General features: G+C 32.3%; 18 protein-coding genes. 13 read left to right on the top strand and 5 right to left on the bottom strand.

Going from position 1 to position 26,806, the window contains the following annotated elements; translation table 11 throughout:
• Positions 1–541 precede the first annotated feature (541 nt).
• Positions 542–1,723, bottom strand: a complete 1,182-nt coding sequence (locus tag ABMA45_RS05715) for a MerR family transcriptional regulator (protein ID WP_022088925.1) — start codon at positions 1,721–1,723, stop codon at positions 542–544.
• A 654-nt stretch (positions 1,724–2,377) separates the two neighbouring features.
• Here ABMA45_RS05715 and ABMA45_RS05710 point away from each other — a divergent pair.
• Together ABMA45_RS05710 and ABMA45_RS05705 are read left to right on the top strand one after the other, a co-directional pair.
• Entirely contained in the window at positions 2,378–3,514 is a 1,137-nt protein-coding gene (locus ABMA45_RS05710; RefSeq protein ID WP_022088924.1) for a hypothetical protein, read from the top strand.
• A 43-nt stretch (positions 3,515–3,557) separates the two neighbouring features.
• Positions 3,558–4,844 (top strand): glycosyltransferase, encoded by a 1,287-nt coding sequence (locus ABMA45_RS05705; RefSeq protein ID WP_022088923.1) that lies wholly within the window; start codon positions 3,558–3,560, stop codon positions 4,842–4,844.
• Positions 4,845–5,066: 222 nt separating this feature from the next.
• Here ABMA45_RS05705 and ABMA45_RS05700 read toward each other — a convergent pair whose 3' ends face one another.
• The gene (locus ABMA45_RS05700) at positions 5,067–5,516 is read right to left on the bottom strand and encodes an Lrp/AsnC family transcriptional regulator (protein WP_022088922.1); all 450 of its coding nucleotides are present in this window, start codon (positions 5,514–5,516) and stop codon (positions 5,067–5,069) included.
• A 526-nt stretch (positions 5,517–6,042) separates the two neighbouring features.
• Here ABMA45_RS05700 and ABMA45_RS05695 point away from each other — a divergent pair.
• From ABMA45_RS05695 to ABMA45_RS05655, 9 genes are all read left to right on the top strand, one after another.
• Complete coding sequence (locus ABMA45_RS05695; RefSeq protein WP_022088921.1) at positions 6,043–8,070, top strand: sodium-translocating pyrophosphatase; 2,028 nt, start codon at positions 6,043–6,045, stop codon at positions 8,068–8,070.
• A gap of 364 nt (positions 8,071–8,434) precedes the next feature.
• A complete protein-coding gene (locus ABMA45_RS05690) occupies positions 8,435–9,565 on the top strand; it encodes a glycosyl hydrolase family 18 protein (protein ID WP_022088920.1) in 1,131 nt (376 codons plus the stop codon).
• A 321-nt stretch (positions 9,566–9,886) separates the two neighbouring features.
• The gene (locus tag ABMA45_RS05685; RefSeq protein WP_022088919.1) at positions 9,887–10,822 is read left to right on the top strand and encodes a putative ABC transporter permease; all 936 of its coding nucleotides are present in this window, start codon (positions 9,887–9,889) and stop codon (positions 10,820–10,822) included.
• A gap of 28 nt (positions 10,823–10,850) precedes the next feature.
• The gene (gene argF, locus ABMA45_RS05680; protein ID WP_022088918.1) at positions 10,851–11,846 is read left to right on the top strand and encodes an ornithine carbamoyltransferase; all 996 of its coding nucleotides are present in this window, start codon (positions 10,851–10,853) and stop codon (positions 11,844–11,846) included.
• A gap of 184 nt (positions 11,847–12,030) precedes the next feature.
• Positions 12,031–13,176 (top strand): exonuclease SbcCD subunit D, encoded by a 1,146-nt coding sequence (locus ABMA45_RS05675; RefSeq protein ID WP_022088917.1) that lies wholly within the window; start codon positions 12,031–12,033, stop codon positions 13,174–13,176.
• Positions 13,163–15,949, top strand: a complete 2,787-nt coding sequence (locus ABMA45_RS05670; RefSeq protein ID WP_022088916.1) for an AAA family ATPase — start codon at positions 13,163–13,165, stop codon at positions 15,947–15,949. Before ABMA45_RS05675 ends, ABMA45_RS05670 begins: the two co-directional genes overlap by 14 nt.
• Positions 15,950–16,044: 95 nt before the next feature.
• Positions 16,045–16,692 carry a YesL family protein gene (locus ABMA45_RS05665; protein ID WP_347996339.1) on the top strand — a complete coding sequence of 216 codons (648 nt, stop codon included), beginning with the start codon at positions 16,045–16,047 and terminating at the stop codon, positions 16,690–16,692.
• Positions 16,693–16,784: 92 nt separating this feature from the next.
• Complete coding sequence (locus tag ABMA45_RS05660) at positions 16,785–19,079, top strand: EAL domain-containing protein (protein WP_022088914.1); 2,295 nt, start codon at positions 16,785–16,787, stop codon at positions 19,077–19,079.
• A 316-nt stretch (positions 19,080–19,395) separates the two neighbouring features.
• Positions 19,396–20,445 carry an aldose epimerase family protein gene (locus ABMA45_RS05655; protein WP_022088913.1) on the top strand — a complete coding sequence of 350 codons (1,050 nt, stop codon included), beginning with the start codon at positions 19,396–19,398 and terminating at the stop codon, positions 20,443–20,445.
• 64 nt (positions 20,446–20,509) lie between these two features.
• On the opposite strand, the gene galT is transcribed toward ABMA45_RS05655, so the two are convergent.
• From galT to ABMA45_RS05640, 3 genes are all read right to left on the bottom strand, one after another.
• A complete protein-coding gene (galT, locus tag ABMA45_RS05650) occupies positions 20,510–22,000 on the bottom strand; it encodes a UDP-glucose--hexose-1-phosphate uridylyltransferase (protein ID WP_022088912.1) in 1,491 nt (496 codons plus the stop codon).
• Between the two features lie 98 nt (positions 22,001–22,098).
• The gene (gene galE / locus ABMA45_RS05645; protein WP_022088911.1) at positions 22,099–23,088 is read right to left on the bottom strand and encodes a UDP-glucose 4-epimerase GalE; all 990 of its coding nucleotides are present in this window, start codon (positions 23,086–23,088) and stop codon (positions 22,099–22,101) included.
• Positions 23,085–24,362: a galactokinase gene (locus ABMA45_RS05640; RefSeq protein WP_022088910.1), complete on the bottom strand. Its 1,278-nt coding sequence runs from the start codon at positions 24,360–24,362 to the stop codon at positions 23,085–23,087. Before ABMA45_RS05640 ends, galE begins: the two co-directional genes overlap by 4 nt.
• 378 nt (positions 24,363–24,740) lie before the next feature.
• Here ABMA45_RS05640 and ABMA45_RS05635 point away from each other — a divergent pair, with 378 nt between their 5' ends.
• Positions 24,741–25,748 (top strand): LacI family DNA-binding transcriptional regulator, encoded by a 1,008-nt coding sequence (locus ABMA45_RS05635; protein WP_022088909.1) that lies wholly within the window; start codon positions 24,741–24,743, stop codon positions 25,746–25,748.
• Between the two features lie 12 nt (positions 25,749–25,760).
• Positions 25,761–26,690, top strand: a complete 930-nt coding sequence (locus ABMA45_RS05630) for a glycosyltransferase (protein WP_022088908.1) — start codon at positions 25,761–25,763, stop codon at positions 26,688–26,690.
• Positions 26,691–26,806: the final 116 nt, after the last annotated feature.

Below are 26,806 nucleotides of genomic sequence, written 5' to 3'. Positions count from 1 at the left end.
ATATCTCCTTTGTTTAATCAAATTTTGCTTAAGTAGAATTTGATGATGATAAAATTATCGTAGCAATATCCGGTTGCACGATTTTTGCAACAATATTAGTTGATAAAATTTATCAATTCAACAATATTAGTTCGCACGATTTTAAATATCATAAAACATTCTACTTTGAAAGCAATAAAACTGTCTGACTCAAATGTTAAGTATATAATAAAAGGTGACGTAACGTCACCTTCAAGTATTTTTTTCAATTTTTTTGAAATTTAATAAAAAATTCATATTTAATTGCACTATTTTATGCAAATTTGATACATATGGTGCGATATTTTAGATTCTTGAAGCTATTATTTGCTAAGATTGTTCACTTATACCATAAGTAACAGTTATCTTTTACATTTTATTGAGTCTTATATCAGATTTCATAATTAAGGAAAAGAAATTTTATGCTTAGGGGTACAAAGTTGTACCCTTGTAAAACCTTAAGTTAACTTTAGGGTACAGAGTTGTACCCTAACTTATTTTTGTTTTTGCTAAATGCCATCATTTATTTCACGCAAACAAATATTCCGGCTTCTTTAGTGATATGGAAAGGTGTTTTTGTTCTCTGCTCGACAAAATCTTTGAATTCCTGATATTTGCTGAGAATATATTCATTCTGGTTTCCGTGACAGGACAAAATATATTCCATCAATGGCTCAGCCTGGTCAACCTCAAGGTAATCTTCATAAGGCTTCATTTGAATAGAGTTAAAATGAAGTTTAAGAAAATCTTCACCATTATCAAGACCAAATTTTTCATAAAGTTTATTTGATGACAAATTTATACGGTTGTCAAAAGATTTGACAAGTTTGTCAATCTCACACATATGCTTATTTCCGTAAGTGCTACATATGAAACGACCGCCTTTCTTTAGAACTCTGTTGACTTCAGAGAGAGCAGTATCAATATTTTCACAGTAGAAAAGCACATGATTAGCAATTACAAGGTCAAATTCTTCATCTTTATATGGAATATTTTCGCAGTCAAATGTTCCAAAAGAAAATCGTGTGTCAGCAAGTCCGATGGCACGTCTGGTATCACGAATCATTCCCTGAGAAATATCAGAAAGATAAATGTTAATGTCAGCAGGCACTTTGTCCATGTTTTGGGTCCAAAGGGCTCCGCTTCCGCAACCAATTTCCAAAACCTTTATGCCCGGTTGAATATCGTAATTGTCATAAAGCCAGTTAAACCAATGCTGCTCATTATGAGAGTATAGATTATGCAAATTAATTCTGGCAGAAATATTAGAAGCATTCTGATACTGTGTTTTTATGGAATTTTCTGCATTTGTCAAATGAATAAGCTCTAACATCTGGCTCCAGTCAACATGATGTTCCTTTGTTAAGGCGGCTGTTGTGTCTTTAATCGCCTTTTCAACCATTTGCATTTGCTCAATTCTATCCTGAACAAGTTTAAGCTGCATATTCAATGAATTGAGAAGCATTTGCGAATTACTGTCGTCGATTGTGATTTCTCTAATGTCATCCAAAGAAAAACCAAGGTATTTGAGCAAAAGGATTTGCTGTAATCTAACCAAATCCTCATGAGAATAAAATCTTGCTCCGTAATCAGTTATATAAGTTGGTTTTAAAATATTCTGTTTATCGTAATAACGTATTGTTCTCACGGAAACATGTGCCATTTTGGCAAATTCCCCTGATGAATATAAATCATCTTTCTGCATAACAAAATCCTCTCGTTACCATATGTGTTATCAAAAATTTAATCTTGTGTAATCGTAACACAATTAGTAAAAAAACGCCATATTACACAGCAGTACAAAACAAAATCCACATCAAAATATAATTGGTATAACGACATATTGCATAGCATTATAAAGCAAAATTCACATCAAAATTTAATTAGTAAAAAAGGCCATATTGTACAATGGTGCAACGTAAAAATTGTGCTTATTAATATTTGATATAATACCTTTAAAATAGTATAATTAAAGTATTATTTAACGTGTTAATTTTCTAAGTCTGTATTGAGAGTACAGATAGGAAAAATAAAATTTAAGGAAAGGATAAAATTATAAAAACGACCAAATGAATTATTTAGGTCAGATTACAAAATGAGATAAAATTATAGAAAAAATTTAGAAACGGATTAAAAAAATAAAAAGGATTAAAAAGAAAACTAAAGTAATATTAAATTTGAATTTAAGAACAAAATGAAAAACTAAAATATAAATTTATAGGAAAGGCAAATAAAATAATTTTATGATTTGCAGTATGGCATAAAGTAACAAATTTATGACTGATAGTATGAAAATAACAAATACGGCAATTATGCAGGGAAAAATTACGGAAAATTTGTTGAAAAGAGGGATGTAGAGATGTTCGGGTATAAACAATTATTAAATTGTATATTTGCATCTGATGATGGAGGTGGAAGGTACCTCGTTTTTAATCAGAACGAAAATACATGGATTCTTCCGGCAGATAAATTGAAATTGGCGATTGAAATGTGTCAGCCTTATTCTAAGAAGGATCAGAAAAGAAGAGATTTAATTTTAACGGTAAAGGATGTTGGATTTGCGCTTCGCAAAATGGGAGTTGAGACAGTTAACTTATTGTTACAGCCACAGTTAAAAGAATATATAGACGGATTAGTTGGAACGGAAAATTATTATGTAGCAGCTTATATGGGAGATATTTCATCTGAATTAAACCAAAAAGTTACGCTACAGATTTTTACGAATGAGAAGATATTGTGCTATTTGAGAATTTCTAATTCTTCTGAAGTTATTAATGTGATGAAGCACGAGATAGATATGATTGACTTTTTGCATGAAAAAGAAGTAGCAAACATTCCTGAAATAATAGATACGTCTATTATTGGGGATTTGCATATTTTTGCACAAAAAAGCGAGAAGAAACTTTCAGAAAAAGTTAAACTTGAATTTGATGATAGGCATATGAAGTGTCTTAAAGACATTATGGACAAAACAAAGATATTATGTAAATATGAGGAGACAGATTTATATAGATTAATTCAGAAATTAAAATCCGAAATAAAGATAAAGTTCCCTAAAAATGAGGGAATGATATTACAGCATTCAATTAGAATTATAGAAAACCAGCTTAAAGAAACAGAGGATTATTATGCGGTTAGTCACGGTGATTTTTCGCCTTGGAACATTTATTATAATAGCAAAAAAGAAGTGTGCATGTATGACTTTGAGTATGCGCATTATGAGATGCCTGAATACGTAGATGCATTTCATTATTTAACCAAAATGTCTTTATACGGTTTGCAGAATGATGGCGACAAGACGATTGCCGTGTATGACAAATATAAAAAATTATTGTCACAGTACATAGATAAAGATACTGATTTTGTGTATTTATGTTATTTGATTGGCATAATCAGTTCTTATAGTACAAATGCGGCAGAAAAGTTTAGCATTTATGCATACAAATATTTAGATTGGATAGCAATTGTTTCTTATTTAAATAGTAGATTAGACTAATTGGGTTGAAAAATTAATTACAAATTATGAAAAGGAGAAAATAATGGGAGATAAGAATATTTTACTATTATTAGATAGGATGGAATTTTGTGCCCTAAATTCCACTGTATTAAGTTATGTCAAAAATATGGATAGGAATAAATTCCATTTTGATATATTAGTTGCAGCAAATCAATTAGGAAGTATGGAGAAGCAGTTTAGCAATGAAGGATGCAATGTATTTTGTTTATGTGCGAGTACTTCCGATAGAAAATTTAAAACTAAATTTGCAGAATTCATCCAGAAAAGAAATAAATACGATGTTGTACATTCTTTTTTGAAAAATGGAATGGTCGCTTTAGCTGTGGCAAAAGAAAATGAAATACCGGTAAGGATTATTAACTGTAGTGAAAATGACGTCGCTCATAATAGAAAAAATAATAAAAATGATGAAATCACACACATAGTCACAACAGGAAATAACAATCAATCGGATAATACAGCTGCATCCGGTAAAAAGAATGCTGATACGAATGAAATTAATTTGGATAATAATGGAAGTAAAAGTGTTAATCGGGAAATATCCGGAGTAGACCATGTTAACACAAATGCAGCAGTGACAAATGAAATCGATGAAGGTAATGAAGGCATAATGGTGCCGAATGAAAATAAAGAGGAAATTGTTTCTGTGAATAAGGCAGTTGATGTAATTGAATATGAGTTTAATTTAGATACTGCAAAAGAGTTTAGAAGTTCTCTTGGAATAGATGACAACCAGATTGTTTTTTTGCATATTGGAAATATAAGTGACCAATTTAATCAGGAATTTTCTATAGAAATATTTCGTGAATTAAGAGAAGTTAAAAATGCATGTCTTTTATTTATAGGTAATGAAGATAATAAGAAGGAAATAAATGAAATCAAATTCTTTAAAAAGTATGCTTCGAGATATGGATTTGAAGAAAGGTTGTATTTTCTTGGATCTATGGAAAACCTTGATAAAGCTTTATCGGCATCAGATATTATTCTGGCTCCATGGAAAAAGACAGCATTGACAACAGCACTTTTGGCGGCACAGGCAAGTGGCGTTAAAATATTTGCATCAGATGTTTTAAGCGAAAAGATTAATGTTACGGATACAGTGCAATTTTTATCATTAAAAAAACCGGTACGTGCATGGGCGTGTGAGATTATGAATTTTATATTTAATGAAGATAAAAGAATTATAAGCACAAATAATCAGATAGAAAGCCGTAGGCATCTATCAGAGCATAATTGCAATATAATTTTAAGAAATGGATATGATATTATTGATAATCTAAAGAAGATAAATAAAATTTATGAACTATGAGACTAAAGTGGGATTTCTGAAATGTGTGATTAGAATAGGATCTCTGTAATTCGAGACTAAAGCAGGATTTCTGAAATGTAATTAAAAAATACGGCTGAATTTCAAAATAAAATTCAGCCGTATTTTTTGGAGATTCATAATAACTAAATCTCATATTACTATTAAAAAATCTAAAGCATCTAAGCTTTTATATTATCATTCTATAGCGATTAGTATTAAAAATTAGTCTGAAAGAGGAATTCCTCTGTGAGGTACAGATGTTGAGAAAACAATCTGAGTCTTTGTGCTTCCAAACTTCTGAAGTTCGCCGATAAAATGGTCAAGTTCTTCAGTGCTTTTAAACATTACTTCAATAAGCATTGCGTATTCTCCTGTTACGCAATTACATTCAATAACGTTATCACAGCTCTTTATGTATGGGTAGAAGTCTTTCTTCTGTCCCGGTTTTACTTCCAAATTAATAAATGCCTTAATATGATATCCTAATTCAGCAGGATTGATTATTGCATTGTAGCCTGTTATAATTCCGGCTTTCTCAAGACGTTCAATTCTTGCAGAAACTGCCGGGGATGAAAGAAACACCTGACTGGCTATTGCCTTAAGGGGGGTACGGGCATTTTCGTGAAGCAGTCTGATAATTTGTTCATCAATGTGATCAAGTTCATGTCTCATAGTAGTTCTCCTTTAATTTCATATTATTTTTCAGCCTGTTATTAATAAAGTTAAGTTTAAACTTTATTTTAACACAGATATTATAACACACACTTTATAAAAATTACAAAGGAAAATTTACTAAATAAAGAAAAAAGGAAGAAAAAGTTCATAAAAAAAGATCTAATAAAAAATAACTTAAAATAAAACAAATTAAAAAACTTTTTTAAGTAAAAATTTATGATGGAAATAAAACATATTTAATTAAGAAAGAAAACGTTCAAAAAAACTTTTGCACTTTTATTAGTGAAAATTTTATTGTGAAAAAATTAACAAAATACTTGATAAGTTTGAAATAAAATGATAATCTATTGAAATATTAATGGGGATTTGAAATAAAGTTTATTTTCTTAAATAAAAAATGTATATAAGTTAAATAAAACAAGTAAAAATACGATATAGTTAATTTTGTTAAATGCTGGAAATGATAAACTTTATTAGCCTCAAAATTATTAAAAGAAAAATTGAAAACAGGAGGAAATTTGAAATGGAGAATTTGGTTTATTTAGCTCCGATAGCAGGTGTTATTGCTTTAATTTTTGCAGCATACAAAGCAGTGGTTATTGGAAAAGCTAAACCTGGAAATGAAAGAATGGTAGAAATTTCAGACGCCATTGCAGAAGGTGCTAAAGCATTTTTATATTCAGAATATAAGGTTTTAGTTATTTTTGCGGCAGTGCTTTTTATAGTTATTGGATTTGGAGTTAGCTGGCTTACAGCCGTTTGTTTCTTAGTTGGAGCAGCTTTCTCAACTTTAGCAGGTTATTTTGGAATGACAGTTGCTACTAAGGCAAATGTTAGAACTGCAAATGCAGCTAAGGAAAGTGGTATGAATAAGGCTCTTTCAATTGCATTCTCAGGTGGTGCAGTTATGGGTCTTTGCGTTGTAGGTCTTGGTATTGTTGGACTTAGCGTTATTTTCATTGTGCTTAATGCTACAACAGGAATTACTTCTAATTCAGTTAGTATACTTACAGGATTTAGTTTAGGTGCTTCATCAATTGCTCTTTTTGCAAGAGTTGGTGGTGGTATCTATACAAAGGCAGCAGACGTTGGTGCTGACCTTGTTGGTAAAGTTGAAGCTGGTATTCCTGAAGATGATCCAAGAAACCCGGCAGTTATCGCTGATAACGTAGGTGACAATGTAGGTGACGTTGCAGGTATGGGTGCTGACTTATTTGAAAGTTATGTTGGTGCTTTAGTTTCAGCAGTTACATTAGGTATTGTTACAACATTGGGAGATGCTACATCATTTATGACAGCTCTTTTCCCACTTGTTATTGCAGCAATCGGTATTCTTGCTTCTGTAATCGCAACTTTCTTTGTTAGAGGTAAAGAAGGTTCTGATCCTCAGAAGGCTTTAAATGCAGGCGAATATACAGCTACAGTTTTAGTTATTATTGCATCAGCAATTTTAAGCAAAGTATTTTTCGGTGGATTCGATGCATTTATCGCAATTATTTCAGGTCTTATCGTTGGTACTATTATTGGTAAAGTTACAGAAATGTATACTTCAGAAAAATATAAGAGTGTTAAAGAAATCGCTGAAAGCTCTCAGACAGGTTCAGCAACAAATATTATCAGCGGTTTATCAGTTGGTATGAAATCAACATTTATTCCTATCATCATCGTTGCAATCGGTATTTTAGTTGCTTTCCATTTTGCTGGAATGTATGGTATCGCTCTTGCAGCAGTTGGTATGCTTTCAACAACAGGTATGACAATCGCAGTTGATGCTTATGGTCCAATTGCTGATAATGCAGGTGGTATTGCAGAAATGTCAGAACTTGATGAAAGCGTTAGAGATATTACAGATAAATTAGATGCAGTTGGTAACACAACAGCAGCAATTGGTAAAGGTTTTGCCATTGGTTCAGCAGCACTTACAGCTTTATCATTATTTGTTTCATTTGCTGAAACAGCAGGCATTACAAAAGAAGGAATTAACATCCTTGATGCTCCTGTAGTTGCAGGTTTATTCATTGGTGGTATGCTTCCATTTATGTTCTCAGCTTTAACAATGTCTTCAGTTGGTAAGGCAGCAAATAAGATGATTGAAGAAGTTCGTCGTCAGTTCAAAGAAAAACCGGGAATCCTTAAAGGAACAGAAAAACCTGACTATAAGACATGTGTTGGTATTTCAACACAGGCAGCTTTACATGAAATGATTATTCCGGGTGTTATGGCAGTAGTAGCACCATTATTAATCGGATTCTTACTCGGCGTAGAAGCTCTTGGTGGTATGCTTGCAGGTGCACTTGTAAGTGGTGTTATGATGGCTATCTTCATGGCAAACGCAGGTGGTGCTTGGGATAACGCTAAGAAGTATATCGAAGGTGGTTTCGCAGGCGGAAAAGGAAGCGATGCTCATAAGGCAGCAGTTGTTGGTGATACAGTAGGTGATCCGTTCAAGGATACATCAGGACCATCAATCAATATCTTAATCAAATTAATGACAATTGTTTCACTTGTATTTGCAGCAGTAATTGCTCAGTACGGCGGAATTTTATTCTAAAGACAATAAAATTAAAATATGGTTACAAACTATTATTAGTTTTAACAATACATTATTTCCTATATGGAAAAACAAATCTTATAACTTTAGTATTACGAAAAAACAGAGGATGCGAGTTTATAACTTCGCATCCTCTGTTTTTTAGGGCTTAGACATGTGAAACAAAATAAAATATCCATTTCTCCTAAAAGTTGATACCTAATATATAGAAAATTAAATGGCAGTTTGCACCTTGTAGAAAGTGACACAGGCATTAAAACATATTTTATATATTACGATGTTTCATCTGCGCTTTAATAGAAAGTGGCACAAATATACTAAACAACATAAATTAGTATAAGTGGAATTTAGAATGAGGTACCATATGCAGATATATGTTGTGGAACCACTGGATACAGTTGATAGCATTGCAAATAAATTTGGAACACCGGTAGAAGAAATAATATTTGCAAATCAGCTTATTTATCCGTATAAATTAGCAGTTGGGCAGGCTCTTTTAGTTGAATTTCGACCAAATCAGTATAGAACAAGAAGAGTAATAAATGGCTATGCGTATCCTTTTATAAGTAATTATGTGTTGAGAGTAACTTTGCCGTATTTGTCAGGATTATATATTTTTTCGTATGGATTTACTAAGGAAGGGGAAGTTGTGTCTCCGGCTTTAGATGACCAGTGGATGATAAATGAAGCCTATGAAAATGATACCAAGCCTGTACTTACGCTTACTCCATTTGATGAAAATGGAGTATTTAGCAATAATTTGATTACAGCTCTAGTTAATAATAAGCAGGCAATTGAAAACCTGATAGGCAATTTGATTTATTTAATGAATGAAAAGGGCTTTGCAGGGCTTGATATAGATTTTGAATATATTTATAAAGAAGACAGAGATGCCTTCACAAGTTTTGTCGCAGAATGTACAAGACGAATGAATGAGTATGGAATTTGGGTGTCAGTGGCACTTGCACCAAAGACGTCATCTGACCAGAAAGGTTTGCTATATGAAGGAAAAGATTATGGTGGACTTGGTGCTGCCGCAAATTCAGTCCTTTTGATGACATACGAATGGGGTTATACTTATAGTTCACCGATGGCGGTGGCGCCTATTAATAAAGTCAGACAGGTAATTGAATATGCACTTTCACAAATTCCTGTGGCAAAAATCGATATAGGAATACCAAACTACGGCTATGATTGGACTTTGCCATATGAAAAAGGTGTGACTAAAGCTAAGACAATTGGAAATGTTGAGGCAATTCAACTAGCAATTAATAATGGCGCTACAGTACAATATGATGATGTGGCACAAACTCCATTTTTTAATTACACAATCGGAAATGAAATACATGAGGTATGGTTTGAAGATGTAAGGAGCATAAATGCAAAATTAAATTTAATTGATGAATACAATCTTAGGGGGGCAGCTTATTGGCAGATAATGAGATTGTTTAGGGCAAACTGGCTGCTTGTTGAAAGTAAGTTTGAGGTAAAATAAGGGTGGTGAGTATAAAATGAGGATGATAAGCAATTACGGATGAAATAAGGATATTATTACAATTTTATAAAGTAAAAAGAAGGCTATTATTTTTGTTAATGCTCAAAACTAAAATAGTAGTCTTTTTTGTTTGCTACAGATATTAATACGTAGTATAATCTTCTTTATTAGTGAAATTCATTATATTCTTAATAATGATATTAAGAAGCGGAATAGTTAATTCCTTATTTAATGTAGACAACAGAATAGTTTGATTGTTATTTAATCTAAGGAATAGTATTCGTAAATAATTGTAGCAGAAAGGAAATGTAGTTTAAAAATATGAATGTGTTTATTAATTGTCTGGTATTCTTTTTTATTTATGCTTTTCTTGGATGGTGCGTCGAAGTTTCGTTTGTTGCAATTACAAGGGGAAAAGTAGTAAACAGAGGATTTTTGAATGGACCTGTTTGCCCGATTTATGGAGTTGGGATGGTTGGAATCCTATATGCACTAGAACCACTTAAGGATAATGCGATTGTGTTATTTATAGGTGGTGTGGTAATTTGTTCAGTGCTAGAATTATTTACCGGTTGGATTTTGGATAAAATATTCCGTATGAGATGGTGGGATTATTCAGAAAATAGATTTAATATAGGTGGTTATATTTGCCTGGAGTTTAGCATAATGTGGGGTCTTGGAAGTATGATTATGGTTAACATGATTCATCCAATGATTTATGGTGTTGTAAGTAAGATTCCGCTTATGGTAATATATGCTTTGTTAGTAATATTTGCGATAGCATTTATTATTGATATAATTGTAACTGTTAAGGAAATTGTAGGATTTAAGAAGAGTCTTGGACAGCTTGAAAAAATTGCTGACGGCCTTAAAGATATTGGAGATCAGCTTAAAGATGTGGTTGGAAATTCAGCAATTACTGTTTCTGAAAAAACAGAAGAAGGCAAGGAAAAACTTGCAGAAGCGACGGCAAGTAGTCGTGAAAAACTTGCAGAAGCAACAGCAAGTAGTCGTGAAAAAATTGCAGAAGCAACAGTTAACAGTCGCGAAAAAATTGCGAGTGCATATGAGACAAGCATTGTTGAATTAAAGAAACAAAAAATAGAAATGGAAGCTAAATATGCAGTTATGCTTTTGAAAGCACAGAAGTTAGGAAAGAGGCAGGTTAAGGCCTTTCCTAAACTTAGAGTCAGTGGCTCAACAATTAGTGTTAGAGAAAGACTTGCTGACTTTGGAAATAAGCTTAGTAAAAAATAATACAAAGACATAACATTAGGAGGAGAACATGAACATTAAAGGACAGTCATTTTTAAAATTATTGGATTTTACACCAAAACAGATTGGGGAATTTATTGATTTGGCAGCGCAGTTAAAGGCAAAAAAGAAAGGCGGAGAGCTCGTTGACGTATTAAAAGGAAAGAATATAGCAATTATATTTGAGAAAACAAGTACAAGAACAAGATGCTCTTTTGAAGTTGCAGCTCATGATTTAGGAATGGGAGTTACATATTTAGACCCAACAGGTTCACAGATTGGTAAGAAAGAAAGCATTAAAGATACTGCAAGAGTATTAGGAAGAATGTTTGATGGTATCGAATATAGAGGATTTGAACAGGAAATAGTTGAACAGTTGTCAGAATATGCAGGAGTACCTGTATGGAATGGACTTACAAACGAATTTCATCCAACACAGATTTTAGCAGACTTTCTTACATTAAAGGAAAAGTTTGGAAAATTAGAAGGCCTTAAATTTGTATATATGGGCGATGCACGTTATAACATGGGAAATTCGCTTATGGTTGGATGTGCAAAAATGGGAATGCATTTTGTAGCATGTGCTCCAAAAAAATATTGGCCGGTACAGGAACTTATTGATGAATGTCAGGCAATTGCTAAAGAAACAGGAGCAACTTTGGAATTTATTGAAGATCCTATGGTTGCAACTAAGGATGCAAATGCAATCTATACTGATGTATGGGTTTCAATGGGCGAACCTGATGAAGTATGGGAAGAACGTATCAATGACTTACTTCCATACAGAGTGACAATGGATTTAATTAACAATGCTGATAAGGATGTTGTATTTATGCATTGCCTTCCGGCTTTTCATGATTTAGATACAAAGATTGGCAAACAGATTTATGAAAAATTCGGACTTACAGAAATGGAAGTTACAGATGAAGTATTTGAATCAGAACATTCAGTAGTATTTGATGAAGCTGAAAACAGAATGCATACAATAAAGGCTGTAATGGCTGCTACACTTGGTGCAGAATTTTAGTAAGAATGTGACTGAAAAAATATAAAAATTTAACAGCACAATTATGGCAAATGTAACAACTCGAGTGGGATAACCTGCTCGAGTTGTTTATAAATAATAGAATTGCATATTTGATTAATAAATTAGAGATACATAAGTTAAAGTGATAATAATTAAAAAACAAGATATTAGAATGGAGAAGTGAATGAGATTTTTACATCTTGCGGATTTGCATATTGGGAAAAGAGTAAATGGATTTTCCATGATAGAGGATCAAAAATTTGTTTTTGAACAGGTTTATAATGTAATAGAAAATGAAAAGATAGATGGAATTATTATGGCGGGGGATATTTACGATAAGCCGGTTCCGTCTGCGGAGGCAGTTAAGTTATTTGACGAAATGTTGACAAGACTCGTGTCTATCAATTTGCCGATTTTTGTAATAAGCGGAAATCATGACAGTGCTGAGAGAATAGGATTTGGTTCAGATATACTGTCTGCGGCAAAGGTTTATATGTCGAGAGTGTATAATGGCAATTTACAAAAAATAGAATTAGAAGATGACTATGGCAAAATAAATGTTTATTTATTGCCATTCATAAAGCCGGCAACGGTAAAAAATATTTATAAAGAGGCTGAAATTAAAGACTATGATGACGCATTAGAGTACGTTCTAAGTCAGGAAAAAATTGATAAAACAAAGAGAAATGTGATTGTGTCACACCAGTTTGTTACAGGTGCGTTGAGAAGCGAATCAGAAGAAGTTTCAGTTGGCGGACTTGATAATGTTAGCGTTGAAAATTATGAAGCATTTGATTATGTTGCGTTAGGACACATTCATAGAGCTCAGCAAATGGGCAGGGAAAGTGCACGTTATGCAGGAACATTGCTTAAGTATTCATTCTCAGAAGAAAAACATAATAAGTCAATGACGATTGTTGATTTAAAAGAAAAAGGAAATATAGAAATTAAAGAAATTCCCGTAAAGCCGTTACATGATTTAAAGACAATTAAAGGAAAGTTCAGCAAAATAACAAGTGAAGAGTTTTACAAAGAATTAAAAAAAGAAGACTATTACAGAGCAGTGCTTACAGATGAAGATGATATTTTGAATGCAATAGGAAAATTAAAAAGCATTTATCCAAATCTGATGAGCATGGAATATGACAATACGCGAACACGTTCATATTCTGTTGTTGATAATGTTGAAACAGGAGAGACTAAATCTCCATTGGATTATTTTGAGGAATTTTTTGAAAAACAGAATGGACGGAAAATGTCAGAAAAGCAAAGGAATTACCTGTTGGAAATTTTAGGAGAAGCAAGGGAGGAAAGCCATGAGACCAATTAAATTAGTTATGTGTGGTTTTGGACCTTATGCAGACAAAACCGTAGTTGATTTTACATTATTAGGTGAAAGCGGATTGTATTTGATTACAGGTGATACAGGAGCCGGAAAGACGACTATATTTGATGCAATTTCATATGCTCTTTATGGAGAGGCAAGCGGACAGGTAAGAGAAGTGAAATCTCTTAGAAGCAAATATGCTGATGATGAAACGGAAAGCTATGTTGAATTAGAATTTGAATATAGAGATGAAAAATATAAAATCAGAAGAGTTCCTGAGTATATGCGTAAGGCAAAGCGTGGGGATAAAATGGTTGCCCAGAAAGAAGAAGCAGAATTATATTTTCTAACTAAGGACAGAGAACCAATTATAAATAAAAAGAATGTAAATGATGCAGTTACAGAAATTATAGGACTAGATAGAGGACAATTCTCTCAGATTGCCATGATTGCACAGGGAGATTTTATGAAAGTTCTGCTTACGGGAACTGATGAACGTAGTAAAATTTTAAGAAAGATATTTAATACAAATGAATATCTTGATTTACAGGAAAAATTAAAAAGAAAAAAGAATGAACTTAAGTTTAAGTATCAGGATATTGAGAAGTCAATCAAAAATTACATTGCAAGTGTTCAGTGTGACAATGATGAAAATGATAAAGAAAAATTAAAACAGATTATTGATGACAACACATTTTGGAAGACAGAAGATATTAATAATTTTATTTTAGAACTTATTAATAAAGACAAAGATTTGTTAAAAACTTTAGAAAAAAATAAAAAAGAAGTTAATAAGAATCTTGAAAAAATTAATGAGACAATTGGTAAAACAGAAAATGTTTTGGCAGGTATGAAAAACATTGAAAATAATGAAAATGAACTTGCTAAAGTATTAGAAGTTATGCCGAAGCTCTTAGAAAATTATAATTTGCAAAAAGAGACGGAAAGTGAACGCGAAAAGCTTGCAACTGAAATCGAGATAGAAAAACAAAAACTTGAAAGCTACAATGAACTTACTAAAGAACTTGAAAGTTTACATAACAGACAGGTAAATTTAATAAAATTAACAAATAAAGAAACTGAAATTAAAGACGATGTAGAAAATATTGAAAATAGTATTTTGATTTCTGAAAAAAGGCTTGAAGAAATAAAAGAATGCGAAGTTGAATTTGAAAAATGCCAGAGCAGCATTAAGAGTGTTGAGGATAAGATAAATCTTTATTCTAATTTGAAAAAATTGTTTAAAAAATATGTTGAAGTCAAAGATGAGCATAAGTCTTTAAAGGAAAAATATGTGGAAAGCGTTAATGAGTATAATAACGCATCACAAAATTATGAAAGTCTTATGGCTAAGTACATGGATGCGCAGGCTGGTATGCTTGGACAAAATCTGAAAGAGGGAGAACCTTGTCCTGTTTGCGGTTCGACAAGTCATCCTCATATAACTGAGGTTAAAGATGAAATTCCGTCTGAGAAAGATTTGAAAAATGCTAAAAATCTTAGACAGAAAAAGGAAGAGAAAAGAAGTGAAATTTCAGGTAATTTGAGGGCGAAAATTACAGAAATCGATTCGTTGAAAGAAAGAATAGATGATGTAGTAAATGAAAATCCAAATGAATTTGCTGAAAGCATAGATGAGAATAGCTTTAATATTTTAGAAGAAAATACAAAGAAGTTAAACGATGATATAAAGAACTTAAATGTTAAAGCTAAAGAATTGTCAGATTTTAAAGAAGAGAAGAAAACAATTGAAGAAAATTTGCCTAAACTAAAGAACGAACTTGAAAGTAAAAAAACAGAAATTGTGGAAATTTCAAATAAAATAATTGAAGAAAATACTAATATTGCAAATGCAAATATCAGAATAGAAGAACTTCAGTCTAAACTTAAATACTCAAGTCTGAAAGAAGCAGAGGAATATATCAGCAGTTTGCAGGATAAAAGAAACAGGCTTATTAAGTTATTTGAAAAGGCAAGAGATAACTATGAAGAAGCAAAGGAAAGAAAATCCGGGCTTGAAAATGCGATAGCGGCTTTGAAAAATCAATTTAAAAATTCAAAGGTTGAAGATTTGGATGAATTAAAGGAAGAAAAGAAGCAGCTTCAAAGTATGGAAAAGGAACTTGGAAAGAGTGAAAAAGAAGTTCATTCACGACTGGATATGAATAAATTTGCAAATGAAAGAATTGAGAAGTGTATGGATGAAGCCGTGGAAGTAGAAGATAAGCTGCAGGTTGTTGGCAGTCTGGCGGATACATGCAATGGAACTCTTTCTTCGAAGTCAAGAATTACTTTAGAAACCTATGTCCAAATGGAAATGTTTGATAGAATTATAGTCAAGGCAAACAGCCATTTCAGGGATATGACTTCAGGTCAGTATGAGTTGAAGAGAAAGCGTGAAGCTGACAATAAGGTAAGCAAGAGCGGATTAGAGTTAAATGTTATCGATTATTATAGTGGAAGTGAAAGGGATATAAAAACTCTTTCAGGTGGAGAATCATTTAAAGCTTCTTTGTCGATGGCATTAGGTTTGTCTGACGAAATCCAGGCTAAGTCCGGAGGAATAAAGATTGATACATTATTTGTAGATGAGGGATTTGGATCATTGGATGGAGAATCGCTTGAAAGTGCAATGAGGGCATTAAGTTCGATTACAGATGTAGGAAGACTTGTAGGGATTATATCGCATGTATCAGAACTTAAGACCAGAATTGACAGGCAGATTGTGGTTACGAAAGACAAAGAGAAAGGAAGCAAACTTGAAATAATAAATTAAATGTAAATTGTGTTGATAGGGAATTCAGATTGACTATTAAAATTAGTGACAAATTTAAAACGAAAGGTGTGTAATAATACACAAAGGTAAAAATAGTGAAAAATATATTTGACAGTGAAGGAAAATTAATGACATTTTTAGATGGATTTGCAGATGTAATGGTTTTGGCAATATTGTGGGTAATTTGTTCTTTGCCAATAATTACAGTTGGCGCATCTACAACAGCATTTTACTCAGTAATGATGAAATTAGTTGTTGGTGAGGAGTCATATGTGGTAAGAAGTTTCTTTAAGGCTTTTAAGGAGAATTTTAAAATATCAACAATTGTATGGCTTATAATGGGAACAATCGGAGGATTAGTTTGTACAAGTCTTTATATTGTATTTAACTCATCTAAAGTAGGAAGCAAATTGTTTTATGCATTACCATTTTATTTGTTAGTACTCATTATTTATACAATGACGATTAATTTTGTATTCCCATATATCGCAAAATTTTATGATACTGTTAAGAGGACTTTAATGATTTCATTAATATTTTCAACAAGACATTTTATTCAGTCAATTTTACTTATTATAATTGATGTAGCAATATTCATATTTGCTTTTAAGATTCCGGCGTTGTTTATTTTATTCCCATTAATATCAGGATTTTGCCATGCAAAAGTATATCAAAAGATATTTGCTAAAATAATTGATGCAAGAGATGAAGAGAATAATGAAAGTAATATGGTACAGGAATAAGATTAAAAGTGTATGTTTATATAGAGTAATGTGGTAAAATAAATACGGGTGAGAGTAAATTGAAACTATTAATTTACAAAGGGAGAATTTGAATGGGAAAATACATGATTATTCCGTATATCTTATTGGGGGTAATGGATGTAAGGTATCTTAAATTAAGTTTAATACATAAAAATAGGACGGGAAAAAGCATTGCATTATTTATGGAGAGTAATCTTGTTGCAGTAATACTCGGAATTATAATGCAAGGTATTGGTTCGAATTTTATAGAGAGCATTCTTATATGGCCATTTTATGCATGCTTTACATGGATGATATTGGCATTAATAGAATATGCATTTGAATATACAGGGTTAGGTAAAGCATTTGAATGCTTCAAATATATTAAAAGAGCTGTGTTTGTATTTACAATTGTGGATACTATAAATATGTTTATACATTCAATTATTAAAATTGAGAATGTAAGGATGAATAAAAGTGGTGTGGCTGCATGGCTTTATAATTTGGGATATGATGCACACATATTTATTACATATGTATTTGTCGCAGTTTTTATATTGTGCTTCATATACCGTATATTAAATTCGCCACGTATTTATAAGGTGAAATATATGCAGATATTAACATGCATGATAATTGTGTCCTGCATTAATATTGTAATGTTTCAGCTTAGATTGTGGGAGAATGTATCATTATTGTTTTATGGTATATTAGGTGCATTTGTTTATGAAATAACATTTCAATATAGTCATAAAGTTGTTAAGAACAGGGCACTGCAGAAAATTGCTGAGGAATCAGAACTGCCGATGGTAGTATTCGGCACAGATGATAGCATAATTGCCTATAATAAAGAAGCGGAAAGATTATTTGATAAATGCACACAAAAGTGTTCGTTTGAGGAATTTTGTAAAGCATATAATTTATATACACCTGCCGCGTTAGAGAAAACTTATCACAAAAAAATAAGTATTATGCATGAAGATAAGAAACTTTATTTTCAGTGTAAATATGGCGAATTATGTGAAAATGATAATATAGCATATGCAAAATACTTTGTATTTGAAGATGTAACGGAAATAACAATGGTTAATTCTGTTATGAGATATTTGGAAACTCATGATGAACTTACAGGACTGTACAATATGAAGAGGTTCTATGGAAAAGTAATTGAGATAACAAATAAATACCCAGATGATAAATTTGCAATTATGATATTTAACATATCAAGATTTAAAGTCGTAAACGATATGTTTGGAAGAAAAATGGGTGATGCCATTCTTAAGCAGATTTCAGAAAACTGTTTAGCGCAGTGCTCTGATAAAAGGGTATATGCGAGAGTGGAAAGTGATAATTTTATTACATTATGTCCTAAGAGTGATTTGGTAATAAAAGACCTTGAGAAGAAAAGAAATATAAAGGTTACTTATAACAACATCACATGTACTGTTCATATCAGATATGGAATTTATGAAGTAGATTATGATTCTAAAGTTGATGTTGGAACTATGTGCGATAGGGCAAGAATGGCGCTTGACTCTATAAAGAATAATGGAAATTGTGTTGCAGCAGTTTATAATGATAATCTTAGAAATAAAATTTTAAAAGAGCATATGTATAAAGAAGAACTTACAAGTGCCATAGAAAATGAAGATTTTAAAGTTTATCTTCAACCCCAGGTCAGATGCGAAGATGGATTGGTAAAAGGAGCAGAGGCTCTTGTGAGATGGGAACACAGAAAATTAGGATTAATTCCACCTGGAGATTTTATAGAGTTCTTTGAACAAAATGGCTTGATTACAGAACTTGATATGTATGTGTGGGAGAAAGTATGCCAGATTCTTAAACAGTGGAAAGAGGAAGGCAGAGATGACTATATTGCAGTAAATATTTCAATGAAGGATTTTTACATTATAGATTTATATAAAGTGTTTACAAATCTTATCGAAAAGTACGGAATTGATAAAAATAAGCTTAGACTTGAAATTACTGAAAGTGCATTTACTCTTGATTTAGAGAAAAATGTAAATGTAATAAAAAAACTTCAAATGTTTGGATTTATTGTAGAAATGGATGATTTTGGAAGTGGATATTCATCTCTTAATGCCTTAAAAGATATTCCGGTTAACATTATAAAGATGGATATGAGGTTTGTATCACAAACACAGGATCCTGCAAGAGCAGATACAATTATCAAAATGATTCTTGCCATGGCAAAAGAACTTAATATGGAAGTTGTTGCAGAGGGTGTTGAAACAGTTGAACAGGCTGAAAAGTTAAAGCAGTATGGGTGTTCGTATATTCAGGGATATTTATATGCAAAGCCTATGCCGACAGAAGAATATCCTGAGTTTGTAAAGAATATGAAGCAGGGAAATTTTAAAAGATAAAAGAAAATTATATATGGTAAACATTAAAATTTTAAATAAGTAAAAGAGTAGGGAAATCTCTAAGAATGTAAGAAAATTTGAAAGAAGAATAGGCAATTAAATAGTGAGGAATATTATACTTGATGAAAGGGCATTTGGCGCCGTCGGTTCAAATATTCGGCGCATAGTCCGGCTGAAACTGTAGGTTTCAAAGCCGGTCTGTGTGCTGAATGTTTAGAACTGCTACGAGCGACAAGCAGCGCGAGCGTCCTTTCAGGAAGGGTAATATTCCTCACGTCCGTAATTACTTTAAAATTACAAGAATAAGGAGATTCAGATGAAGATTAATGAATTTGGAAAAACAAAAAATGGGGAACAAACACATTTATTTACTCTTGAAAATAGCAATGGAATGAAAGTTAAAGTATGCGATTATGGTGCAACTCTAGTTTCATTAATTGTGCCGGATAAAGATGGAAAAGACACGGATATAGTTTTAGGCTATGATAATGTTGACCCGTATCAGGGCGCATCAGCTTTTTTTGGAGCAAATGTAGGTAGAAATGCCAATAGAATCAAAGGTGCAAGGTGCATAATTGATGGAGTTGAATACAATTTGGAAAGCAATGATGGTGACAATGGTAATAATCTTCATAGTGGTTCAAATTGTACAGCACTAAAAATGTGGAAAGCAATTTATGATGAGAATGTAAATGATAAGATTTCATTTGAAATATTAAGTAAAGATATGGAGCAGGGATTTCCGGGAAATTTAAAAGTGAATCTTACATACATACTTACAGAGGACAATGAATTAATTTTAAATTATAAAGGAACAACGGATAAAACTACAATTGCTAATTTTACAAATCACTCATACTACAATTTAAATGGCCATGATTCAGGCGAAGTATATGAGCAGAAATTAATGATAAATGGTGATTATTTTACTCCATTTGCCACAAACAATTCTATTCCTTCAGGTGAAATTAGAAGCGTAAAAGGTACACCAATGGATTTTACGGAAATGAAATCAATTGGGAGAGATATTGATGTTGAAGATGAACAGTTAAAATTTGGAACGGGATATGACCATAATTTTATGATAAATGGAAATGCTCATGAATTAAGACTGGCGGCAAAAGCCATCGGAGATAAGTCAGGAATTAAGATGGAGCTTTATACAGATACACCGGGATTACAACTTTATACAGCTAATTTTGTATCAGATGAATCAGGAAAAAATGGAGCAGTGTATAACAGACGACATGCATTTTGTCTCGAACCGCAGTATGTACCGGATAATATCAATAATGATAAATTTGAGTCGGCAATTTTAAAACCTGATGAAGAATATAATATGAATATAAAGTTAAAGTTTTTATAAAAAGGGTGAGGCGTCTGCAGTAAAACTGCAGGCGCCTCGTATATTAAAAGAAAATTTGAAAGCTTTATAATGTATCGATAAATCTTGTGAAAGCTTCAAGACCTTCAGGTGTACACTTGTAAACACCAGCGTCTTCGAGAACTTTTACAAATACTTTTCCAATTTCTGATTCAAGAATGTTCATAACATTTTCAGATGTAATGTCATTATATTTTGGAAGAAATTCATCAACCCAGTCAGCATGCTTAGAAATAGATTCATTGCTTCGTATATCTTTTTTATTTACGATATAATCAGCTAATGTTTGCATTTCACCTTTAAGTCTTGAAGGTAAAACTGCAAGACCCATTACTTCAATAAGACCGATATTTTCTTTCTTAATATGATGAAGCTTTTCATGAGGATGATAAACACCAAGAGGATGTTCCTTTGTAGTAATATTATTTCGTAAAGCCAAATCAAGCTCATACATGCCATCCCTAAAACGGGCAATTGGTGTAATTGTGTTGTGTGGTTCACCATCTGTATTTGCATATATAAATGCATCCTCATCAGTATAGTTTCTCCATTTATTTAAAATATAGTCACCTAATTCTACTAATCGGTTGCTGTCTTTTGATTTCAATCTGATTACCGAAAGTGGCCAATGAAGAATTGAACAGTCTACATCTTCATAATTTTTAACTTTAAAAGTCTTGATTGAATCAGCTTTTGCCATTGCGAATGTATAATGTCCGCCCTGAAAATGATCATGAGTTAAAATTGAACCACCTACAATTGGAAGGTCGGCATTTGAACCTAAGAAGTAGTGAGGCATTAATTTGATAAAATCGAATAGCTTGATAAATGTTGCCTTTTCTATCTTCATAGGTGTGTGTGTGCCTGAAAATACAATACAATGTTCATTGTAGTAAACATAAGGAGAATATTGAAATCCCCAATCACAATCATTTATCTTTATAGGGATTATACGGTGGTTTTCTCTTGCAGGGTGGTTAATGCGACCTGCATAACCTTCGTTTTCCATACAAAGCTGGCATTTAGGATATGATACACTTGTGCTGTTTTTGGCAGCAGCAATAGCTTTAGGGTCTTTTTCAGGTTTTGAAAGATTGATAGTTATATCAATATCTCCGTACTCAGAAGGTACAACCCATTTCATATCTTTCTTTATTCTGTCGCGACGGATATAATTGCTGTTTTGAGAAAAATCATAGTAAAATTTAGTGGCATCTTCAGGAGATTTAGCATATTCCTTCCAGAAATTTTCTTGAACCTGTGAAGGACGTGGCATAATGCAGTTCATTAATTTTGTGTCAAATAAATCTCTGTAAGTTACGCTGTCTTCAATTATTCCTAATTTTACGGCTTCATCACAAAGAGCAGCGAGAATATCGCCAAGGTTTTCTTCTTTGTCATCAACAGCCAAATCTGTATAATCATCTTTTCCAAATACTTCGAGGAGCAAATTAGTAGAATAAATTCTTTCACATTCAGGTATTAAGCCTGTGTTAATTCCATAATTAACTAATTTTTTTATATATAAATCTAACATATAACAACCTTTCTAAACTTTATATTTATGAATAAATATAAGTTTTAAGATATAATGCTAAGAACAGTTAAATCGCCTGTTAACATATAGTAGGAATTTTAATCTTCATATCCGTTTGGATGAGATTTATGCCATTTCCATGCAGTCTCAATAATTTTTTCAACATCAGGATATTCAGGCTTCCATCCTAAAACAGTCTTAGCTTTTTCACTTGAAGCAATAAGCTTTGAAGGATCACCGGCACGGCGAGCTTCGTATTTAGCAGGAATGTCTAAACCTGTAACTTTTCTTGCACTTTCAATTATTTCGTTTACCGTAAATCCAATTCCATTTCCAAGATTAAATACATCACTGTCATTTCCTTCAGCCAAATATTTAAGAGCAAGGATATGTGCCTGTGCCAAATCAGTAACATGAATATAATCACGTACACATGTGCCGTCTTTTGTATCGTAATCATTTCCAAATATAGAAATATAAGGACGTTTTCCAAGTGGAACCTGAAGTACAAGTGGAATCAAATGAGTTTCAGGATTATGGGCTTCTCCAATTTTTCCACTGATATGAGCACCGCATGCATTAAAATACCTTAATGCTACATAACGTAAATTGTGGGCTTTACTTGTCCATTTCATCATTTTTTCCATAGAAAGCTTTGTTTCACCATATGTATTTGTAGGTTCAGTTCTGTCACTTTCTAAAATTGGAATTCTTTCAGGTTCTCCATATGTTGCAGCAGTAGAAGAAAATACAATTTTATCAATTCCATGTTCAACCATGCTTTCTAAAAGAACCATTGTTCCGTATAAATTGTTATCATAGTATTTGAGAGGAACTTTCATACTTTCTCCAACCTGAGAGTTGGCAGCAAAATGAATAACTCCGTCAATTTTTTCTTTTGTAAATAAATCATCTAAGAAAGCTTTGTCTCTTATATCGCCTTCATAGAATCTTGCTTTGGGATGAACAGCTGCTTTAAATCCTGTTTGTAAATTATCAACTACGACAACATCTTCACCTCTGTCAATAAGTTCATAAACCGTGTGAGAACCGATATATCCGGCTCCGCCTAATACTAAAATACTCATTGTACCTTCATACCTCCATATTTACGTATTTTTAAAATGTGACATGAGTCTGTGCCAAATATAGATTCAATAAATTTCTTATATTCAGGCACGGCCTCGTTTTTTACAAATGCCTGAATGGTTCCGGCAAATCCACCACCATGAACACGACATACGCCATTATCACCGAGGATATATTCGCTGGCAGCAAGGGCGATGCTTACAGGCTGATTTAAAGGTTCCTTATTTGCATAAATATTCTGCAAAAATTTATATGATGAATTTCCGGATTCCTTAACTGTATCAAGGAATTTGTGGAAATTATTTTCTTTTAAAGCATTAACTTCAACTGATACACGTTTATTTTCAGTAAAGAAATGATATGCTCGAAGAACTCCTCTCGAAGAAGCTCCAGCCAATGCCTTAGGTATGTTACTGAAAAATTCATCAGGGTTTACGTCTCCAAGAACTTCTTTGCCAAATACTTTGGCAACTTCTTTCATTTCAGCAGGAATCAAAGCATAATCGTCAGTTAAATCTGCATGGCTACCCTTTGTATCAACAATACATAAACTATATCCTTCGTTTGTAATATCAAAATCAATTTTGTTTACAACAGGATGAGCAGGATCAATAAAATCAATGTTAACAAATCCACCAACGGAGCATGCCATCTGATCCATTAATCCACAAGGTTTTCCAAAATAAACGTTTTCTGCATACTGACTTATAATGGCAATTTCTACTGAAGAAATTTTCATATCATTATACAATCCTGAAAGAATTGTTCCGATAACAGCTTCAAATGCAGCAGATGAAGATAGACCTGCACCAACTAATACGTCACTTGTAATGTATGCTTTAAATCCACCGACTTTGTATCCACGGTTTTTAAATTCATTAACAACACCTTTAATAAGCGCAACTGTTGTGCCTTTTTCTTCTTCAATAAGTTCTGTATTTGCAGTATCAATTGTAATAAGGTCATATCCTTCAGATACTAAAGAAATAATTCCGTCATCAGTTTTTTGTGTGATAGAAATGGCATCTAAGTTAATAGATGCAGCAAGAACCTGTCCGTGCTGGTGGTCAGTATGGTTACCGCCTACTTCAGTTCTTCCTGGAGCACTATAGATTTCAACCTCTCCTTCACCGAATAGACTTTCAAATTTATCTAAAGCCTTAATGTATCTGTTGTTCTGGTATCCAATTAAAGATGAATCCTCGTAAATATCCATTAAAAGTGAGTCAAATTCATTTTTGCCAAATAATGATTTTAATTCGTTAATATTCATTTAAATCCTCCGTTAAAAAATAATCCGATTTGTAGTATTCAGAAATAAACAATATTTATAAGTAATCAGAATGAGTGGCTCTAATTAAAGCAAATTAATCTATAATCTAATTGCTGATATTAATTGTTAATTTGTTAGAATACTTTTGCTAATTTAAATATAAACTTTTGTTTACTAAAACACAATATAATTTAGTAAACTTATTTGATTTCCGTGTTTACCACTAAATAAATAACAGTAAAATAGTAGAAAATCACAATAAATCATATCTTTAATTAAAAAAAGATGTTATACTTGAAGCGGCGTCATTAAAAAAATGGCGGAGTTACTAAGGAAAAAGTGACTAGGGACATAAATAAGATAAAGGTGGTATAGAGTATGGCTACAATCAAAGATGTGGCGAAATTAGCTCAGGTAAGCCCCTCAACAGTATCAAGAATTTTGAATGAGGATCCTACTTTGAGTACATCGCTTGAAACTAAGAAAAAAGTTATTAATGCAGCAAAGGAACTTAAGTACAACAAGAGTAAGAAAATGTCTAAAGCTATTTTTACATTGGGAATTATTCAATGGTTTTCTGAACAACAGGAAGCAAAGGATAATTATTATCTTAAGGTAAGAAGAGGAATAGAGGATTTTTGTGTTAAGAACTGCATTAATGTTGTGAGAACTTTCAAGTCAAATCCCAACTATTTAGAACAAATTGAAGATGCTGACGGAATTATTTGTATTGGTAAATTTAGCAACGAAGAAGTCGAAAAATTTATGAGCATTACAAAGAATATAGTCTTTTTGGATATGTCATTCCATGATTATAAGGCAACTACATTTTCACTTGATTTTGAAATGGCAGTTAATGAGGCACTTACATATCTTATAGAATTAGGCCATAAAGAAATTGCGTTTTTAGGTGGTAGAGAATTTCTGGGCGAAGAGAATGATAATGTAGTATATGAAGATTATAGAAAAAAAGCATTTATTAAATTCTGTGAGAAAAATGAGATAGATTACAATAAATATCTTATAGAAGGAAGATATTCCATGGAATCAGGATATCAAATGATGAATGAAATTCTAGAAAAAAAACAGTTGCCTACAGCGGTGTTTGCTGCAAGTGACCAGATTGCATTTGGTGCAATGAAGGCAATTAGAGAGCATGATCTTAATATTCCAGAAGATATTTCATTGATTGGATTTGATGATTTGGAAATGACAAGATATACGGCACCTGCACTTACGACACTTCATGCACCTGCATATGAAATGGGTCAGTATGGTGTAAATTCCTTATTTGCAGCATCAAATTTAGCAATCAAGACAACAATTAAAGTAAAATTACCATGTCATTTGGTTGTAAGAGATTCCTGCATGGCGATAAATGAATAAAGGAGAATTGGCATGAGTCAACCGAAAGTAAACATTTTGCTGGCAACGTATAACGGCGAAAAATTTTTGAAAACTCAATTGGACAGTCTTATTGAACAGACTTATGAAAATATTGATATATATGTAAGAGATGACTGCTCTACAGATAATACAGTTGAATTTATTAAAAATTATATCGAAAGCAATAAATCAGGTAAGAGGATAATTCTTTTAGAAAATAATGGAGTTAATTTACGACCTCCGAAATCATTTTACCAGATAGCAAGAGAATGTGAACCGGCAGAATATTATGCATTTTGCGATCAGGATGACGTATGGTACCCTGATAAAATTAAATGGGCGGTTGAAGAACTTGAGAAGAAAAAAGATACAAATAAACCTTTGGTTTATTTTTCAGCATATGATTATTACATGAGTGATGGAAGCTTTATCCGTCACTCGCCGGAGCAAAAAGAAAACATTGGTTTAACAGATGTTTTATACTGTACTCCTGCATCAGGATTTTTGCTTGTATTTAATCATGAAGCATGTAAACAATTTATTTTAGATGTAGACCCCGGAATAGAAATGCATGACAGATGGCTCATCAGATGTTGTGTATGTTTTGGTGATACGATTTATGATAAGCGTTTTACGGCTTCACATATAAGACATACGGAAGCTGTTACAGCTGAGGATTCTAATACAATAGGTCTGTTAAAAGGATTCTTCCAAAAGGAAGTGTTTGGCCCTGCAAGCGTTGAAGCAAAACAGAACCTTATCTATTTTGCAAAAGTGTTTGAGGATAGATTGTCAAATGAACAAAAGAAGAAAATGGCATTATTTATAAAGAAAAATGGTCTTATAACACAGATTAGAAAAATATTTTATCCACATGCACTGCGCTCAAGAGTGCCGGGAGATATTGCCTTAAGAATTTTATTCGTTTTGGGACGAGCTTAAAATGATTTAGAACGGGCTTAGAATGATACAGGTATATTAAGTCCGTTTGTGAAAATTTGATTGTTGACTTATATAAATCAATATTAAGTTTATATTGATAAGTTAAGCAAAATTAA

Origin of the sequence: Eubacterium sp. CAG:156, from assembly GCF_000434315.1 — a bacterium.
GTDB lineage: Bacteria > Bacillota > Clostridia > Lachnospirales > Lachnospiraceae > Eubacterium_U > Eubacterium_U album.
Note: the sequence above shows the minus strand (reverse complement) of the source record. Positions and strands in the feature narration are given on the sequence as shown.